A 17,773-nucleotide genomic window follows, 5' to 3' on the forward strand; every position below is an offset into this window, starting at 1 on the left:
CTATGCGACATACACAGATAACGTTCTCGCTGATTTTGCTCGCTGCAATCCAATCCGTTTGGGGCCTATCGGTGACCGGTCAAGATACCGAACAGGAGGGACCTCCCCGGTCAGACTTGAGAGAATGGGCAGACGCGAGTGGGACATTCAAGGTGAAGGCAGAGCTGCTAACCGCTGACGACAACCTTGTCGTGCTAGAATTAACCGATGGTGACTTAGTCGCTTTGAAACGCGAACAACTTTCGAAGGCTGATCGTCAGTATGTTCAGAAGGCGACACTCGACAGAGGGGCGGCCGCGGCCCCGGATGTTGATTCCCAGTGGCAGCTCGCCGATGGAGAGGTGGTGGCTGGCCGCCTTATGGGATTTGGTCGGCAGGAATTGAACGTCAAACGCGATCGCGGTGATCTATGGGTGAACGGGCATCGTCTTTCGGAGCTGCCTGCAGCGTACCGGAAGATTCTTCCCAGCGTTGTTTCGTCGGTGGACCAAAAGCAGGTTGGGTCACTCGACAAACTAGAACGTTACCTCGCCAGCAACGGTGGCGGTCCCTTCAAGTACACCTTGTCGGGAGTTCAGCTTGACCTAACTGAATGGGGAGTAATTACGATTCCATTGTCGCTTTTGGCGCCGGACGAAGCAAAGGAAGTGATGCCGGGATTCGAGCGTTGGACAGCTGCCCAGGCGGATGACGTTAGCGACCGAGATCGATACGACGCGGAAAGTAGGGAACGTTTGGCGCTCGATAGCCGTGATCGCCAGCGTCGACGCTACCAAGCGGCCGGCCGTCAACCTTGGAATCAGCGACAAATGCAGATGATGGAACTTAGCCTATTGGCCGCTGACTCTGGTCTGACGGACATTTGGCAAGTCGAACTACGCCCTCGCCATCGCTACGGTTACAGCAGAACGATAATGGTTTCTGCACAAAGTAGTTTGTTCGCGAGGGAAAAGGTCGCTCAAAGATTTCCGGGATGGACAATCGGTGCGATCGCGAAGCGAAGCTACTAACGCATCGCACGGAGACGAGTGACCGGTTCGACGGCTCAATCTTGCTCGTCCATCAGCGAGCATTTGGCTTTTGAAGTACTCGGTCTTCCCCTGCTGCCAAACTCAACCACAGGATGGTGACGGATCCGCCGATTGTGTGCTCCACTATATTCAGCGTTCTTCAAGTGGCGAATTAACGTGCCAGGCCCGAACATCGGAACGGAGTCGCCTGCGGTTCGGAAAGGCCAGTGCAACCTTAACAACGAACGATCGATAATTGTCGCGATGAAAATCATCTCGCCCCCGCCACGCAGCGATTTGCGGGTTTAGAGAGTTCGAGAGAGGGGGAAGAAAGGAACGATACCTATTGATCACCTTCTCGCAAAACGCAGGGATGTCGTCAGGGTTTCGGCGAGTCACCAACCCTTGATCGCAAACTCCGTTCCAGCTGTTCGCAACCGGTTGCACACCGCTGTGAATCGTCGTGTTTGTCCGCCGACTGTCCGCGATGGCCGGTTAGCGGTCGAAATTGCCAGGCTTCGATATTGCGGATGCGGCCATGGCAAGTTGGGGCGAAAGGGCAGGGTAGGGGGCTGGGTGCGGCGCCGGAGTCACTGATACGGATTGCCGTGGAGTGACCAGATGTTTCCAACGCGATGCCCACTCGGTCGCCGTCCTACGCTGAGATCCGAAGACTCTAGAACCGGTTGAAGAACCGGTTGAGTCGCAGGTTCTACTTCGGATCGAATCGAATGAATCGGTGCCGAATTCGATGGAGGCAAGAACCGTTGGGACACGCCAAAGCACTTTAACCGTAGATTCTGACCAGTTGGTTGGTCGAGAACGTTCGTATGGATCACTTGATTTGATACGCTTGTACTACAAAGCGACGACAGATCGTCTTTCACCCAGTGTCCGTGCTGGCAGTGCAGATTTCCATTGAATAGAGATCTTGATGACAGACAAACATCGCTTCATCCGCCACGATCTGCTGGAACTTGCGGCGGCCTACGCCGAGAACTCTGTGCTGGTCACAACGGCAGAATTGGATTTGCCGGGCCCACAAATACTGTACGCCAATACGGCGTTCACGCGTCTGACCGGTTACGGAGTCTCTGAATTACTTGGGAAGACACCGCGTATTCTTCAGGGACCCGAGACCGACAAAAATGTGCTGAAACGCTTGCGTTCTACCTTGCAGGACGGCAAGGACTTTGTCGGCAGAACAGTCAACTACAGGCGCGACGGAACGCCATTTGAATTGGAATGGGTGATCAGCCACCTCCGTGATTCAGACGGTCGAACCACACACTACGTGGCTGTCCAGCGAGACATTACCGCGATGCAACAGGCGGAATCCGAGTTGGGCAAATTTGACGCCGAACTTCGCAGCGCAAGTCATCAATTGACGCAGACGGTCCACAATCTGGAACTGGCCGAACAGAAACTCGCTGAACGGGAACGTTTGACGACGCTTGGCGAGATGGCTGCCGGAGTGGTGCACGACATTAGCAATGCGTTAACGCCGGTTTTTGGTTTTGTCGAACTGCTACACACCATGGACAGCATCCCAGCAGAAGTACAAACCCTTGCGTCGGATTTGGACGCTTCGGTCGAGCACGCTGTCGAAGTTCTTGCCAACTTAAAGCGGCACTACCATTCCGGTCCGTCGATTGGAACCAGCGAAGCGGTGGAACTTCCGGAACTGGTTTACCAAATTCCAGACATCACGCGAGCACGGTGTTGGTCGATGAATGGGAAGGGGAAAGGCGGAATCTGTTTCGCCTTTGATCTCCCCACGAACACGGTCGTGGCTGGCAATCGTACGGAACTGCTTCAAGTGTTCGTGAACCTTGCCTTGAACGCGATCGATGCCATGCCAGACGGCGGCACGATCACGATTTCGCTGAAGGAAGACGGCGAAGATGCAGTGCTCGCCATCTCAGATACTGGTGTCGGGATGTCAGAAGAGCTGCTGAAGACTTGCTTCGAGCCGTACGTCACGACCAGTCGTTTTGGAACGGGGCTTGGACTGTCGGTTTGCCGACGAATCATCGAGATGCATCGTGGATCGATTAGTGCGTCCCATGCATCGCCCCACGGTGTAACGTTCAAGATACGCATTCCACTGTTTGTGGCCACGGCAAACCTTGAATCGGCCGCCGACAAGAACGAACGATTACGAGTTCTATCGATCTGTGGCGGTCAGCAACGTCAGCATCAGGTCGAAACCATTCTGACCAACTTGGGTGCAGGTGTTTGGACTGCGGATAGTGGAGACGAAGGTTTGCGGCGTTTTTACGAATCTGATTTTGATCTGATCATCACGGATTCGTCGCTGCGTCCGACATCCGGTTTCGACGTCGCCCAGGCTGTGAAGCGAACATCCCCGAACGTCCCGGTCGCCATTTTCGTGACCCCCAAGGAATCAACCTACCTTGCTAGTCTGCCACAGCACTTGCAACCCGATGCCATGCTGCCAGCCCAGATCACCCAGTCGCATCTCGAAGACACCTTGGCGCAACTTCGGCTTCTGAACCGACAATCCTGATCGCGTTTGCTGACCTAGGTGCGCCTGTGCGAACCTACGCCGTCTGTTTCGCGTGCTTTCCCTCGGCGAATTCTTCGATCGCCTTTTCGCAGAACGCAGGGATGTCGTCCGGGTTTCGACTGGTCACCAACCCCTGATCGCAGACACATTCCTGGTCCACCCAATCGGCACCTGCGTTGATCAGGTCGGTTTTTAGGCTGGGCCATGATGTGACTTTGCGGCCTCGCACCACGTCGGCCTCGACCAAAGTCCAGGGACCGTGGCAGATCGCCGCGACGGGCTTGTGTTGCTGAAAGAAATCGCGAACGAAGCTGACCGCTTTGTCGCAGGTCCGAAGTGTATCCGGATTCAGGACTCCACCCGGCAGCACCAATCCGTCGAAGTCATTCGCGGAAACGCTGTCCACTGTTTGGTCGACATCGAACTGATCCCCTTCCTCGTCATGGTGCATGCCCTGGATCTTTCCCGCTTTCAGAGAGACCAGGACGACTTCGGCGCCCGCCGACCGGATGGCTTCCCATGGCTTGGTCAGTTCGACTTGTTCGAAACCGTCGGTTGCCAAAAATGCGATCTTCTTCTTCGTAAGTGATTGACTCATCTGAAAACTCTTGGTGGTTCGTGGAGAAACAAGTTGGTTGGTTGCCGATCAGTTGCCGGCATTATTGGTCGGCATCATCGGTCGGGCATCATTGGTCGGGCGTGACGCGGTTAGGCGTCGGTGGCAGCGCTAATGTTGGCCGCTTTCGGTTTGTCTTGGTCGTCGGGTTGCCGCGATTCCCATCGTTTCAAATCATTGAATTTCTGCAGCAATTTGCCGGTGATGGCGGATAACTCGCCGCCGCGGTTCATCGTGGGTTCGCGGCAGGCATCTTTGACGCGGGCCTCCAGATCGACCTGCAGGGAAACGCCTTCCTGCCTTGCATACCCGCTCATCAACAGCGACTTCAGCAAAGCTTCGGATTCGTCGTTCACCACTGCCTCTTTCCCATTCAGCGATTCGCAGATGATTTCTGCAAGTTTGTTCAGCTGTTCTTCGACTTGGGGGTTTGTGTCTTTCATAGCAGCACCTTTCTCTCGAGAGTCGATCTTGAATCCGCGTAGACAATGAAGTGATGCAAAGGCTGTGCCAGAGGAATCGAAGTGCGATCTGTGGGGGGGGCGTATTTGCGGCCGCAATCGATCATCACGTCTGTCATGGTCGAAAGGCGTTCGTATAGGTGCACCCGAGCGGATGCGAGTTTGTCGATGCGTGTATCCGTGATGCCGCCGATGGCACAAAGGTTGCTCGATACACGATTCATTCGGGACGCACGACGGACGTGATTGGAATCGACCGTCACGAGGAGATGGTGCCCCGGCGTGGTGCTTGCCACGTCAGACGACTTTCATCGGTTGAGTGCAAAAGTAGAGAGGCGTTCGTGAATCCCATCGACCTGCAAAGTTTTGGCACCGTTGCGATTGCTGCCTGTTTGGGCGCTGTGCTCGGGATCGAGCGAGAAATTCGCGGCAAGCCCGCTGGGATCCGTACCCACATCTTTGTTTGCGCTGGATCGGCACTGATGATGATTCTAGGACAAGAGATCATCGACCAGTTCCAGAAGCAGGAAGCTAGCGACGTTCTGAGTGCTGACCCCATTCGCGTGTTGCAAGCGATCGTCGTCGGCATCAGCTTCCTTGGCGCCGGGACCATCGTTCATGATTCCCGTGAGGGAGTAGAAGGACTAACGACCGCCGCCACGATCTACCTGACCGCCGGTATCGGGGTTGCTACCAGTGTCGACCGAGTTGGTTTAGCAGCGGCCGTGACCGTGTTCGCAGCCGGGGTTCTAGTGATTGTCGGTTTTGTCGAACGTCGAGTGCAACGGTGGCATCGAAGGCGAACGAAGGACCCCTCGTAACGGCACGCTGTTTGCAACTCAACTTCTATTAAACCAACCCACGTTTACCAACAACTAAGGAAGTATCATGACGAGTCATCAAGCCTGTATCGAAGCATGCCAACGTTGTGCGATCGCTTGCGAAGAATGCCTGACGGCAATGATCGATATGAACAGCGACAATGATTGCCCGCATTGTTGCCGTGAATGCATTGACATCTGCCTGCTGTGCGCCCAAGCCTCTGCTCGCGATAGTAAGTTCTCGGCTCAAATCTGCCGCCTTTGTGCGGAGGTGTGCGAGTGGTGTGCCGAGCAATGTGAATCCCATGATCACGATCACTGCCAAGCGTGTGCAAAAGCATGTCGGGACTGTGTCGCCGAGTGCACCGCCATGGCGGCCTAGTGGACGGTCACTAATTCGCGGGCGGATTGGAGATCATCTCCGAAATCATTCGCAGCATCTTGGCCTTGTCGATCGGTTTGGAGAGATAGTCGTTGCAGCCGGCTTCGATGCAGCGGCTCATGTCTCCCTGCATCGCGTCGGCAGTCAACGCGACGATTGGTCCGGTATAACCGAGTTGCCGGAGTTGTGTGGCGGTTTGATAGCCATCCAGTTTCGGCATCTGCATGTCCAGCAGCACGATGTCGGGCAGTTGCCCGGTCGCAAAGTGTTCGCGAATTCGATCCACCGCTTGCTGGCCATCCTCTGCCTCTTCGACGGTTGCACCGGCCCTGGTCAGAATGTGCTTGCTTAAGAATCGTACGTCGCGGCGGTCATCGACGATCAACGCATGGCAATGGAGGTCAATCGGTGTTTCGGTGACTGACGGCTCGGTCGGTTCTAGGACCAGCGATGGCTCGATCAACGGGATGTCATCAGCGTGGCCAGGGTCGATACACAGACTGAATCGACTACCTTTGCCCGGTTGGCTTTGCACCTGAATGCTGCCCCCAAGCACCTCGGCTAGACGGCGGCTGATCGCTAGCCCCAATCCAGTGCCACCAAATTTTCTTGAAACGCTGGCATCGGCTTGCGAAAATGGTTGGAACAGCTTCGAAAGATGGTCGTCCGAGATTCCGATACCGGTATCGATGACATCGAAGTGCAATTGTGGATCGTCGGTGTCGCGTCCCTGTTGATAACGGACTTCCAGCTTGACTTCGCCCGACTCGGTGAACTTGATCGCGTTGCCTAGTAGGTTGACCAGCACCTGTTTTAGCCGTTTAGGATCGCTTTGGATCGCCGCAGGAATACGGTTTTGGTATTTGATTTCTAGCGTCAGATCTTTCTCGGTCGCCCTAACGGACATGATGCTGCGAACGTCTTCGATCAATCGTGGCAAACTGAACGATTCTTTTTGAACGTCGAATTTTCCAGCTTCGATTTTGGACAAGTCCAAAATGTCGTTGATGATTTCCAGCAGGAAGTTGCCGTTGCGGCGGATCGTTTGGATGTGCTGCAGTGCCTCGGTGCCGGTGACGTTTTCGGTCAACAAGTCGACGTAACCCAAGACCGCTGTCATGGGCGTCCGTATCTCGTGGCTCATGTTCGCCAGGAATGCACTCTTGGACTCGTTGGCGTCTTTGGCACGCTGTTCACTTTCGCGAAGAATTTTGGCTTGCAGGTGTTCGTTGGTGGAATCCCAGTTCAAACCGTACAGGCGTACGACGTTCCCTGATGCATCACGTACGACCTCGCCCTGACCCATCATCCAACGGGTTTGGCCATCGGCACGAATGACTCGAAACTCGGCTTCGTATGGCGTCGTGCCGTCGATTGCTTCCTGCCATACACGCCTGAGTTCATCGAGGTCATCTGGGTGGACGAAGGAAAAGAACAGTTCTGATGATGCGGTTTGGTCACTTGTGATTCCAAGCAGTTCGTACAGTTCTCGGGTCCAGTAGCTTTTCAGAGGTGTCCATTCCCAGGCTGCCATGCCGCCGGCGCGAAGTGCCATTTCCATTCGCCGCGAAGCGTCTTGGATCGCCTGTTCAGCCTGCACGCGGTCAGTAATGTCTCGCACGATGCCGACGAAACGATGTTCTCCGTGCAGGGTCGTTTCGCTGACGGATAGATCCAGCGGGAATGTACTGCCGTCTTTGCGTCGCCCGGTGACCTGGCGCTGATTGCCGATGATATGTCGGTCACCGGTTTGTTCGTATTTCGTCAGATAGTCATGGTGATTGCTGTGGTCCGGTTCTGGCATCAACAGGTTCACGTTATTGCCAACCAGTTCGTGGACACCGTATCCAAACAGCTTGGATGCAGCCCGGTTGGCAGAATTGATCCTGCCATCACGGTCAATGGTGATGATGCCGTCGACCGCTGTGTTGAAGATCGCTTCCAGTCGTGTTGCGGTGTCCTTGTGTCGCTGTTCCAGCATCTTTCGATCGCGGATGTCGACACCGGATGGGATCAGGTATTCGACTTCACCATCATCGTCAAAGACAGGCGCGATCATAAAATCGATCAACACGCCGTCGGCGCCGTGCGAGAAAAGTGACACGTCGAATCGTACGACTTCCCCCGATAGGGCTTGCCGCATTGCGTCTCGCATTTGATTCGCGACGGTAGGATCGTAGTTCCACCACGGGGCATCGGCGAAGTGTTTGCCCAGGACCTCTTCGCGACCAGTTTGGGCGATTTCTAACGAACGATCGTCGACATCCAGCAGGATTCCGTCGCGATCGATCATGCCGACCAATCCCAATTGGTTGTTGATCACGCGGCGAAGATGTGCTTCGCGTTCGGTGATGTCGATCTCGCGTCGTTTGCGTTCAGTGATGTCCACCACGACGCCAAAGAACTCTTTCGTCTGGTCGTGAGTCGACAAACGAACTTGACCACGTGCACGCACGTGTCGGATCTCGCCACTTGGCCATCGAATGGGGTATTCCTGGTCGTACGTTTCGCCGGTCTGGATCGCATGGTCAATGGCCGCCGCAACTCGATCGCGAGCGGTTTCGTCCATTCGCTTGACAAACTGATCCAGGCTGGGGGTGGCGTCGTCTTCGAATCCGTACAGTCGGTTTAGCGTTGGGTTGGATGCCAAGTGGTAGGTCTCTGCGTCCAGGCTCCACGGCGCCACATCACTGACTTCCAGTGACAGTTCCAGACGCGACTTGGCATTGAACAGTTCGGCCTCGGCTTGTTTACGGTCATCAATGTCAGTGTTCATTCCGATCCAGCGCCGGATCGTGCCGTCTGCAAAACGCTGGGCGACCGCATGGACGTGCATCCAACGATAGCGACCGCTTCGGTGTCGCAGTCGGTACTCGACGGACAGCGTTTTTCCTTGTTCGACCACCGATTTCCATTCGGCTATCGTTCGTTCGCGGTCATCAGGGTGCACGACATTCAGCCAACCGAATCCGAGCCAATCTTCCTTGGATTGACCGGTGAACGCACGCCAGCTGGGCGAATCCTCTGCAGCGACACCTGCCGCGTTTGTGATCCACACAATTTGGGAGGACGCGTCGACCAGCAGCTGGAACAGTTCTTGGCTTTCTTTAACCTGCGACACATCCACAAAGGTCACCACGATCCCTTCGCACACACCGGTGTGGGATCGATAGGGCAACACGCGTCGGATGTAAGATTTCCCCGAGTCTGCAAGGATCGTGTCGTCGACGGTTTCGCCGTTCTGGATCTTCTGGGGGTCTGGCAGCGGAGGCATCTGTTGGACATGGGGCACGAACCGCTGCAGCGGGCGTCCCACGTCGGTCGGGATCAGCGAATAGATGTCAGCGATGGACGGGGTAAAGCTGCGTATGTTCAGGTCTTTGTCCAAAAAGACGGTAGCGATTTTTGTGCTGCGCAGCAGATTTTCCAAGTCCGCATTGACTCGGGCAACGGCATCGCTGCCCGCGCGGATTTCGTCTTTGGAAGTCTCCAGTTCTTCGTTGGCTGATTGCAGTTCTTCGTTCATCGACAGAAGTTCTTCGTTCGATGACTTCAGTTCCTCGTTGGCCGCTTCCATGTCCTGCAGGGTGCGTTCCAAGTCGGCACGCATGGTTTCTAGTTCGCGTTCCATCTGTGCGATGATGGCGTCGGCATTCTGGTCACCCGTCGATGCCGATTCAGGCATGTCGTCTGAATCGTCGCGGATAATGGGTTCGCCAATGTCGTGAAAGACGACCAGGAACAATTCGTTGTCGGCACCCAATTGCGGCATCGGTTGCACCGTCAACATGACCCGTTGGATGCATTCTTCGTCACGGATGGAAAGTTTATCGTGGGTGGTTTTTCGGCGAGTCTTGGTGGCTTCGTTGATCGCGGCTCGCAATCCGATCCGCAGCCCGGGAACAGCCATTTTGATGATGTTGTTGTGGAAGTCGCCGCCTGATACCGACAGGTACTTCGAAACACCATCGGAAGCATTCAGGACTTGTCCCGACTGATCGATCACGACGGCCTTCGGAGCGAATTCGTCCAGCAGGATTCGTTGGCGAATGCTGTCTAGATCAACCGTCGTATCGGGTTCGTTGACTCCCATGCGAATCGGATTTGTTTCGTTGCCTCGAAATGCCAACGATTGCGTCGATTCTGTAGCCGCGCCTTTCCGCTGGGATATCCTGAATTTGTTGTCCAACGCCCGAAACAGTTCGCCGTGCGACGAAATGGTTTCGCTGGGGCCCAGGAAGAGGAATCCGCCGGGACGCAGCGCGTAGTGGAACAGCGGGATTAGCTTTTCTTGGAGGTGAGATCCCAAGTAGATCAGCATGTTGCGGCAGGAGATCATGTCTTGCCGCGAAAACGGTGGGTCGCTGATCAGATTATGTTTCGAAAACAGAACCCGGTCGCGGATCTCTTTGGTCACCTGAAATCGCTTGCCGCGTTTGACAAAGAATCTTTTCAGTCGTTCGGCACTGATGTGTTCGGTGATGCCGGTCGGATACGATCCGTTTCTAGCGATTTGCAAGGCGCGTTCATCAATATCGGTAGCGAAGATCTGTACCTCGGGCGCGTCCGTCATGCTTTGTGCATGTTCGCGACATAGCATTGCGATCGTGTAAGCTTCTTCGCCTGTGCTGCAACCGGCGACCCAAATGCGAACAACGTCGTTTGCCCCTTTGCCCTGGAACAGGCTTGGCAAGACCGTGGTTGCGATGGCATCGAACGCTTCGGGGTCACGGAAGAAGGCTGTGACGCCGATCAACAGTTCGCGGAATAGTCGGTTGGCCTCGTCTTCATTGTTCTGCAATTCCGCCAAGTAATCACTGGCCGTTGCAATCTTCAGCACCTGCATGCGACGTTGAATGCGACGCATCAACGTGGTGATTTTGTAGTGCTGGAAATTGTGGCCGGTGACTTTCAACAAAAGTTCGGCAATGCGAGGGATGGCTTCGCCAATCTGCTTTTGCACACGAACGACCATATCATCGCCGCCAAAATCAGTGACATGCTTGGCATATCGAAGCAATTCCACCGCAATCTCGGCGGGGCGGCAAACGTGGTCGGCGGCGCCGGTCGTCGCGGCGCTGCGAGGCATGCTGTCAAATTTGGCCGACGCAGCGTCTTGTGCGAAGGTCAGGCCACTTGCGTCGCTGATTGCCTTTAGCCCGACCGTTCCATCGCTGCCGGCGCCCGACAACACGATGCCAACCGCGTGATCGCCCTGGTCTTCGGCCAGCGAATGAAAGAAATAGTCGACGGCTGTCTGAAAGCTTTCGTCGGCGTCGGAGGCGACGATCCGCGCCGCACCGTTTTTTATCTCCAATAGTTCGCTTGCGGGTGCAATGTAAACGCAGCCTGGTTTCAGCTTGGTGCGTTTGGTGACCTCGATGACCTTTGCTTCGGTTGCGCTGCGAACCAAATCACTTTCAAGCGGCACGCTGGACGGATCGGTGTGTTGCACCAGCACGATGGCAAACTGGTCGAATGGACCCAGGTGTTCCAGCAATTCAATGATTGCGTCCTGGCCGCCTGCCGATGCGCCTACACCGACAATCAGCGGGGCGACTGTCGCATCAACCTGTTCTGATCTCTTGCCCCGCATGGATCACTCGTTGTTTGAAGTCGTTTGGAAACGGTCGCGGTTCTGCCTCACCGAATGGCGTCGCTAACGGTTGTCGTCAATTTAGCTGTTCGTTGCACGATCAGTAATGAGGCACGAGGGGTGTTGTCGGAGGTCAGATCGGTCGATTTTGGTTCGGAATCGATCGGGATGGTCGGTTATTGACCTTCGCTGCACCATTGTACGTGGATGGACTGCCTTGAAGGGGGATCGGGGCACTGCTGATTGGGGATCGCTGGTCGTCGCTGGCAAACCGAACCGGACATGCGGGCCGATCTTTGCTTAGGTGATATGGTTCCTGGTTCGGGCGTCACGTTCAGGACGTAGGTCTGCACGCATGGCCGTCGGCGACCGCCCGAATTGGCGGGTAAATTGCTGAGTCAAGCTAGAACTTGAACTGAAGCCGGTTTGGAACGCGATCTGTGTGATCGTCAGGTCGGTTTGAAGCAACAGGTTGCGAATGTGTTCCATCCGTATGCGACGAATATGATCGGCCGGGGAACGCCCCAAGACGCGTTGGAAACGTAGCTCTAGCCAGCGCCGTGAAAGCGAAAACTTGCGGACGACGTCGTTGACGCTGATGCCATGCATCGCGTGGTCGTGAATGTGTCGAAGCACGTCCGTCAATTCGTTGTCGGCGACGGCGAAGGTGTCCGTCGATTGTCGTGCCAGGACATACAGCGGTTCAATCAATTTGGGCTTGGTCGGCACCGCACCGCCGTTCATCAGTTGACGTAGACGCGAAGCAGCTTCGGTGCCGATCGATTCGCAGGCAAGTTGGATGCTGGAAAGTTGGGGGGACGATACGTTGCATAGTAGGTCGTCGTTGTCGCCTGCTAGGATCGTGACGTCATCGGGAACGGTAATGTCGTTCCACTCGCAGATCTCGGCAAGTTGGCGGGCAGGGTAGGGGTCGGCGGCAAAGACTGCCAACGGACGGGGCAATCGCGACAGCCACTCGATCACATGGTCATGATCGATTTCCCATCCTTGGGTCCCTTCGGCTTCACAGAATACATCGCATTGAAAGCCTGCCTTTTCGACGGCACTGCGAAATGCGTGGGCGCGATCAATCGAATAGCGGCCGATCGACGGTGCGTAACAGGCAAAGTGTTTTAGCCGTCGTTGCCGAAAGTGTTCCAACGCCATTTCAGCTCGCGCCACATCGTCGGTCGCGACGCGTGCCAACCACTTTGCGTGTGGCATCATGATGGACACGTCCACCGCCGGCAGCCCCGACCGACGAATGTGGTCGGCCATCGATCGGTCCCGCAGGGACACGATGACGCCATCGCTGCTAGAGCGTCCCGGCATTCGCAGTCGATGTTCGTGATCGCGTGGGGCGATCAGCAGTCGCCATTTGTGCTGCCTGGCAAACTGCGCGATCGACGCCACGACACGTCGCCCCCAACTGTCGTCCGTTTCAATCAGGACGGCCACGCGCCGTTCAGGTCGTTTCATGGTGATCGCGGGGGGGAACCGGGGAATGCCGTGTTTTGCGAGGTCTGCGCATAATAGCACGAAGTATGCGCAGATGCGCACGAATTCTGGCGTTCCGTTGGCTACGATATTCACTGTACCAACCCGTTTTCCTTTCCAGGATCGACACGAACGTTTGCCGTATGTCTATCAATACAACGCCCCGATCAGCACCATCGGATGATTTGGGATCATCGCTTTCTTCGCATCGCCGGATTGCGATCATTACCGACGGATACTCCACACCGTTCCTCGCCAAAACCGCAATCAGCCTCGTGCGGTACCGAACCAAGGATGTTGCCGCGGTCATCGACACCGCAGCCGCCGGATCGACCGCACAGGAACTGTTGGGCGTTGGCGGTGCGATCCCTGTGGTCAACGGGTTGTCTGCGATTCCAGACGTCGATGCACTGTACATCGGCATCGCTCCGCCCGGGGGAAAACTGCCCGAGGAGTGGCGCCGGGTGGTGATGGAGGCTCTGCAGCGTGGGATCGATGTCGTGTCGGGGCTGCACGACTTTTTGACAAGTGACGACGACTATCTGCAGGCGGCGGCCGAATCGGGCAGCCGCTTGATCGACGTGCGACGCAATCAGTTTAAGTCGACCGCCAAGGGGCATCGTTTTCGCACCGGGTGTGCCAGGATCCATACGGTCGGGCACGACTGCAGCATTGGCAAGATGGTCACGTCCATGGAAATCCATCGTGGGTTGGTCCAGCGGGATCTGCGATCCAAGTTTCTTGCGACCGGGCAAACCGGAATCATGATCTCCGGGCATGGCTTGCCGATCGATTGCGTGGTCGCCGATTTCATCAATGGTGCGGCTGAACAGTTGGTCCAGGAAAGCGAGGACCAAGACTTTTTGCTGATCGAAGGGCAGGGCAGTATTTCGCATCCATCGTTTTCGGCGGTCACGATGGGGCTGTTGCACGGCAGCGCTCCCGACGGGCTTGTCTATTGCTACGAAGCCGGTCGGACGCAGGTAAAGGGGCTCGATGATGTTGATATCCCGCCGATGAAAGACCAGGTGGCGGCGTACCTGATGAATGCGAATCTGCGGCATCCTTGCAAATTGATCGGGATTGCGGTCAATACGCGGAGTTTGAGCGAAGTTGACGCCATCGCCGAGATCGATCGCGCGGAGGCCATGTTCGGGCTGCCTGCGTGCGATGTGTTCCGCATGGGCGCCGACAAGCTAGTCGACGCGTGCATCGCATTGCGATCCGAGGTGTTGGCAAGATGAAGTTGACTGTGACGCGAATCGACTTGCCGTTGAAGCATCCGTTCACGATTGCGCGTGAAACGACGACCATGCAAGCGAGTCTGATTGTTGAACTGCAGCATGATGGTGTCTGCGGTTACGGCGAGGTGACCGAGAATGCGTTCTATGGTCACACGTACGAATCGATCATGGGGTCGTTGCAGCGGATTCGACCCGCTTCGCTGCAGCGGTATGTCGACGAGAAGCCGTTGGATTTGTGGGCAGAGATGCGAGACGATCTTGCAGGGGACATGTTTGCGTTGTCCGCCCTGGACATGGCTGCGCACGATTTGCGAGGCAAACGGTTGGGGATACCGACCTGGCAAGATTGGGGGCTTCAGTGGAGCGGGATTCCCGATTCAAGCTTCACGATCGGGATCGATAGTATCGATCGGATGGTCGAAAAGCTGCAGGAAGAGGCTGGCTGGAGTACCTATAAAATCAAATTGGGGACGCCGCAGGATATTGAAATCGTCGCGGAATTGCGGCGCCATACCGAGGCGGCGTTTCGCGTCGATGCCAATTGTGCTTGGACCGCGGACGAGACGATCGCGAACTCTCTGCAATTGGCCGAACTGGGTGTCGAATACATCGAACAGCCGTTGCCGGTTGAATCATCCACGGCGGACAAGATCCGAGTGTTCCGTGAATCGTCGCTGCCGATTTTTGCTGACGAAGACTGTCAGGTGACATCCGATATCGACCGATGCAGCGGCATATATCACGGAGTGAATGTCAAGATCTGCAAATGTGGTGGCCTTTCGCCAGCACTGCAAATGTTGACTCATGCTCGTGACCTGGGCTTGAAGACGATGGTCGGCTGCATGGTCGAAAGCTCGATCGGGATCAGCGGCGCGGCCCAATTGTTGCCACTGTTGGACTACGCGGATCTGGATGGCGCGGTGTTGCTGGCCGATGAACCTTGCCGTGGTGTCACGGTTACCAAGGGGAAAGTTGCTTTGTCCCAGCTATCAGGCTGTGGAGGCGACTGGGACCGAGACCGATTGTCCGAGTTTGTGTCGGCCAGCCAGAAAGTCGTCCAGTGATCGGCATCGGTGCGGCGGCGATCCTGCCGGAGCGTGCAACCTACCTACAAGGATTTTCGACATGAAACCATTGCCGATCAAACTGCTGATCTTTGCCATTGCCCTTCATGCGATGGTGGTCGGTGTCCGTGCAGACGCTCTGGAAACAGGGGCTGCGGTTGGCGAACACGTGCAGCCGGATGATTCACAGACGGACTACACCGCTGCGATTGCGAAGATCCGATCTGCGGTGCAATACGAAGTTGCTGAAAAGAACTTGCCGGCGCTGTCGGTTTCGTTGGTCGACGGTGATCGTGTGGTTTGGGCCGATGGTTTCGGATTCCAGGATTCCGAGCGTAGGGTGCCTGCGACGGCCGATACGATCTATCGGGTCGGTTCCGTATCGAAGCTGTTTACCGACATGGCGCTGCTGCAGTTGGTCGAAGACGCAGCGCTAGACCTTGATGCGCCGGTCACGAAATACTTGCCCGACTTTCAACCGCAAAATGATTTCGGCATTCCGATCACTTTGCGACAGTTGATGTCGCATCAGTCTGGCTTGGTTCGCGAGTCACCGGTCGGCAACTACTTTGATCCCACCGAACCAAGTTTGTCCGAAACCGTCGCAAGTCTGAATGACACTTCGCTGGTTTATCAGCCCGAGACGAAGACAAAGTACTCCAACGCTGCGATTGCGGTGGTCGGGGCTGTCTTGGAGAAGCAGCTTGATGTTTCTCATCCACAACGTGTGCGAACCAAGATCCTGGATCCGTTGGGGATGACGGCTAGCAGTTTCGTCATCACGCCTGCGATTGAATCGTCACTTGCGACCGGGTGGATGCACACCTACGACGGGCGTCGTTTCGAAGCACCCGGGTTTCTGTTGGGCACAGGCCCGGCTGGCAACTTGTATTCCAGCGTCCAGGACCTCGCAAAGTTTCTGGTTTGCCTCTTCGATGATGGTAGATCCGATGGTGGCCAAGTCGTCAGCCCGGCGATGTTGAAACGGATGACGACCCCGGTTCAGGATGCCAATGGACGGTCCCAAGGTTTTGGCCTTGGTTTCAAGGTTCAAAACTTTGACGGAACCACCAAGATTGGGCACGGTGGAGCGGTTTACGGATTCTCGACACAGCTCGAAGCGTTGCCGGAACGTAAGCTTGGTGTCGTGGCGGCAACGTCGCTGGATGGCAGCAACGGTGTGGTCAGGCGGCTGTCGGAGTACGCACTGCGAGCGATGACCGCGGTTCAAGACAACCAACCGCTGCCCGAATACCGCAGGACGGTACCCGTGCCGGTTGCCCGCACGGCCGAATTGGTTGGGAAGTATCACAAAGTCGACGGCCAAGGGTGGGCAAGGATTGCTCCGTCCGGCGATGGCGTTTCGCTGCAGTTGGGTTCGGTTCGCCAGCAATTGCGATCGGATTCTGGAACGGGAACGCTTGTCACGGACGACACAGCCGGCTTTGGAGTCGAGGTCCAACTGGAAGGCAGCGACCGGTTGCTGATCAACGGCGTCGCTTATCAACGCGCTGCGGACGAACCGCCCGCGAAGGTTCCCGCCCGCTGGAAAGGCTTGATCGGCGAATACGGCCATGATCACAACACGCTGTACATCCTGGAGGATGACGGGCAACTCTATGCCCTGATTGAATGGTTCTATTCTTATCCGTTGACGGAAGTCAGCTCGGGCGTGTTCGAGTTCCCCGACTATGGCTTGTACCACGGCGAGGGGCTGAGGTTCAAACGTGATGCCAATGGCGATGCGATCAGCGTAGTGGCGGCGGAAGTCGAATTTTTGCGGCGTGCGGTCGGGACGAAGGATGGTGAAACGTTCAAAATCAAACCCGTCAAACCGATCGACACTCTGCGTGCGGATGCGTTGGCGGCTAGTCCGCCGATTGAATCCGGTGAATATTTGGATTCGGACCTCGTCGATCTAGTTGCTTTGGATCCAACCATCCGATTGGACATTCGATATGCGACCGAGAACAACTTTACCGGTGCGGTGTTCTACAAGCAGTCGCGTGCATTGATGCAGCGGCCGGCGGCAGAAGCCGTTGTCCGTGCAAATGCGAGGCTGAAACAGCGGGGGCTGGGACTGTTGATCCATGATGCCTATCGCCCCTGGCACGTGACCAAAATGTTTTGGGACGCCACACCGGGCAATATGAAGGATTTTGTTGCAAACCCGGCCGAAGGATCGCGGCACAATCGCGGCTGCGCGGTCGATTTGACTCTCTATGACCTGGCGTCGGGCCAGCCAATTCAGATGGTGGCTGGGTATGACGAATTTTCGCCACGGTCGTTTCCGAACTATCCGGGCGGCACTGCGAACCAACGTTGGTACCGATCTTTGCTTCGCCGCACGATGGAATCCGAGGGATTCACCGTATTCGAATTTGAATGGTGGCACTTCGATTTTCAAGGTTGGCAAGACTATCGGATCGGCAATGTCACCTTCGAACAGATTGGTTCGAACTAGTTTTGGCGGCCGGTGGCCACTGGCGAAGGGCGGCCGCACCAGCCAATACGCTCGGTCTCCGTACTCATTACAATGTTCTCTCCATTGA

At 56.0% G+C, this 17,773-nt stretch carries 11 protein-coding genes; 7 read left to right on the forward strand and 4 right to left on the reverse strand.

Going from position 1 to position 17,773, the window contains the following annotated elements; translation table 11 throughout:
* The first annotated feature begins 2 nt into the window (after window positions 1-2).
* Window positions 3-1,010, forward strand: a complete 1,008-nt coding sequence (locus tag K227x_RS02005) for an SHD1 domain-containing protein (RefSeq protein WP_145167838.1) — start codon at window positions 3-5, stop codon at window positions 1,008-1,010.
* 934 nt (window positions 1,011-1,944) lie between these two features.
* Window positions 1,945-3,540 (forward strand): hybrid sensor histidine kinase/response regulator, encoded by a 1,596-nt coding sequence (locus K227x_RS02010; protein ID WP_145167839.1) that lies wholly within the window; start codon window positions 1,945-1,947, stop codon window positions 3,538-3,540.
* A gap of 34 nt (window positions 3,541-3,574) precedes the next feature.
* On the opposite strand, the gene K227x_RS02015 is transcribed toward K227x_RS02010, so the two are convergent.
* A complete protein-coding gene (locus K227x_RS02015; RefSeq protein WP_145167840.1) occupies window positions 3,575-4,138 on the reverse strand; it encodes a type 1 glutamine amidotransferase domain-containing protein in 564 nt (187 codons plus the stop codon).
* A 110-nt stretch (window positions 4,139-4,248) separates the two neighbouring features.
* Entirely contained in the window at window positions 4,249-4,599 is a 351-nt protein-coding gene (locus K227x_RS02020) for a hypothetical protein (RefSeq protein ID WP_145167841.1), read from the reverse strand.
* A gap of 359 nt (window positions 4,600-4,958) precedes the next feature.
* On the opposite strand from K227x_RS02020, the gene K227x_RS02025 reads away from it, so the two are divergent.
* Window positions 4,959-5,438 (forward strand): MgtC/SapB family protein, encoded by a 480-nt coding sequence (locus K227x_RS02025; protein ID WP_246146446.1) that lies wholly within the window; start codon window positions 4,959-4,961, stop codon window positions 5,436-5,438.
* Window positions 5,439-5,505: 67 nt separating this feature from the next.
* Entirely contained in the window at window positions 5,506-5,820 is a 315-nt protein-coding gene (locus K227x_RS02030; protein ID WP_145167842.1) for a four-helix bundle copper-binding protein, read from the forward strand.
* A gap of 10 nt (window positions 5,821-5,830) precedes the next feature.
* On the opposite strand, the gene K227x_RS02035 is transcribed toward K227x_RS02030, so the two are convergent.
* The gene (locus K227x_RS02035) at window positions 5,831-11,416 is read right to left on the reverse strand and encodes a PAS domain S-box protein (protein ID WP_145167843.1); all 5,586 of its coding nucleotides are present in this window, start codon (window positions 11,414-11,416) and stop codon (window positions 5,831-5,833) included.
* A 300-nt stretch (window positions 11,417-11,716) separates the two neighbouring features.
* Window positions 11,717-12,895 carry an AraC family transcriptional regulator gene (locus K227x_RS02040; RefSeq protein ID WP_145167844.1) on the reverse strand — a complete coding sequence of 393 codons (1,179 nt, stop codon included), beginning with the start codon at window positions 12,893-12,895 and terminating at the stop codon, window positions 11,717-11,719.
* Window positions 12,896-13,056: 161 nt separating this feature from the next.
* On the opposite strand from K227x_RS02040, the gene K227x_RS02045 reads away from it, so the two are divergent.
* From K227x_RS02045 to K227x_RS02055, 3 genes are all read left to right on the forward strand, one after another.
* Window positions 13,057-14,157 carry a DUF1611 domain-containing protein gene (locus K227x_RS02045; protein ID WP_145167845.1) on the forward strand — a complete coding sequence of 367 codons (1,101 nt, stop codon included), beginning with the start codon at window positions 13,057-13,059 and terminating at the stop codon, window positions 14,155-14,157.
* Window positions 14,154-15,221, forward strand: coding sequence for a dipeptide epimerase (locus K227x_RS02050; RefSeq protein WP_145167846.1), 1,068 nt, complete (start codon window positions 14,154-14,156; stop codon window positions 15,219-15,221). Before K227x_RS02045 ends, K227x_RS02050 begins: the two co-directional genes overlap by 4 nt.
* Window positions 15,222-15,282: 61 nt before the next feature.
* Window positions 15,283-17,685 carry a serine hydrolase gene (locus K227x_RS02055; protein WP_218933705.1) on the forward strand — a complete coding sequence of 801 codons (2,403 nt, stop codon included), beginning with the start codon at window positions 15,283-15,285 and terminating at the stop codon, window positions 17,683-17,685.
* Window positions 17,686-17,773 lie beyond the last annotated feature (88 nt).

The organism is Rubripirellula lacrimiformis (assembly GCF_007741535.1).
In the GTDB taxonomy this organism is placed as follows: Bacteria; Planctomycetota; Planctomycetia; order Pirellulales; family Pirellulaceae; genus Rubripirellula; species Rubripirellula lacrimiformis.